The following is a 1,404-nucleotide window of genomic DNA, read 5'->3' as shown; positions in this document are numbered from 1 at the left end:
CTGCGGGCTCGGCGGGGCCGACATCGAGGCCCACCCCTGGCGGCTGCTCGAGCGCGACCTGCGCGTCACCGGGTCCTGGAGCCGGTGGGGCGGACACGTCCAGGTCCGCGTGGGGACACGGTGACGGTTCCGCCCGGTCGGGCGGGCGGTGGCACCCGCGTCCGCCGACCAGGTCGACTGGCGGCGAAGTGGGGAACATCTGGATGCGCCACGTTCGTGGAGCAGCGAGACCTATGGCCTACAGGGGATGCCCCGGTTCGATGGCGCCCAGCGCAGCTCGATGTGTCGACAGGTCGAGGCGAAAAAGGTCGACCGTTGCCGCGACGACTTCCACCACGCACTCCTTGAGGGGGAGAATGAAGTGCGTCGGGTGGAGGTGCATCTCCGCCACGCGCGACCACGACGGTCTCAGGCGGGCAACCAGGGTGCTGTCGCGCACCACCCCGAGCCAGGTCAGCTCCTTCAGCCCGTGTTCGGAGAGTGGATGATGCGACAGCGCCTCGTCGTTGGGAGGCGTCATGAGGGCGTAGACGGCGAGGTCGAACCGTAGGAGGACCGTTCGTCGGTCCGAGTCGTCCGGGTGGGCTCGAAGTGCGAGTGCGCCGCGTCCGCAGTCGTCTGAGACAAGTACCGCGTCAGGGGCATTCGGGTCCCAGGTCACGTCCACGCCTGGCATTGGCTCGACTCGCTCCGGCACGTTCGAACACTGCCATCCGCTGGCCGGGACCGCTTGCGGATTGATGGGTCGACAGACGGCGGAGAGGGTCGGGTGGGGACCGATTCGATCTCTGGCATCACGATTGCTTCTGAGATCATCGGGCGATGGAGGCTGCGCTTCTCGAGCGGGCAAAGGAGGCGGTCGCGTCCGTCGCCGGCGATCTGGGGCTCGAGGTCGAGAATCTCGACGTAGTTCACAGTTCGAATACGTTGTCTCTGCGACTCCTGCCTTGTGACGTACTGGTACGAGCAGCACCGGTCGGGCAGCGGGTATCCGCTTTCGAAGTCGCTGTCGTGCAGGCCCTGTGCCAGGAGCGTGCGCCGGTCGCCTCGCTTGACCCGCGAGTGGAAGGCCGGGTCCATGAGCGCGATGGGTTCGAGATGACGTTCTGGAGCTATCTCCAACCCACGCACGACGCACCTTCGCCGGCCACCTACGCCGATGCGCTGCGTCGCCTGCACGCCGCCATGCGAAGAGTCGAGCTTCAGGCCCCGCATTTCACCGAGCGCGTCACGGCCGCGGCCGACGCGCTCACCGATCGGCACCGGACACCCACGCTCGACGACGACCGGAGTCTTCTCCTCAGCTCCTTGCGTGGCGGGTGTGATGCCCTGCTCGACCGTGGCGGCCCGGACCAGCTTCTGCACGGCGAGCCGCATCCTGGCAACGTGCTGCACACGGCGAAC

General features: G+C 67.6%; 2 protein-coding genes. One reads left to right on the top strand and one right to left on the bottom strand.

Annotated features, from left to right (window positions below):
• Nucleotides 1-238: 238 nt before the first annotated feature.
• Nucleotides 239-667, bottom strand: a complete 429-nt coding sequence (locus EPD83_RS20225; protein ID WP_164896431.1) for a hypothetical protein — start codon at nt 665-667, stop codon at nt 239-241.
• Between the two features lie 155 nt (nt 668-822).
• Here EPD83_RS20225 and EPD83_RS20220 point away from each other — a divergent pair.
• Nucleotides 823-1,404: phosphotransferase (locus tag EPD83_RS20220; protein ID WP_165567082.1), on the top strand; the 582-nt coding region annotated here is incomplete at its 3' end.

The organism is Phycicoccus flavus (assembly GCF_004025965.2).
In the GTDB taxonomy this organism is placed as follows: domain Bacteria; phylum Actinomycetota; class Actinomycetes; order Actinomycetales; family Dermatophilaceae; genus Phycicoccus; species Phycicoccus flavus.
Note: the sequence above shows the minus strand (reverse complement) of the source record. Positions and strands in the feature narration are given on the sequence as shown.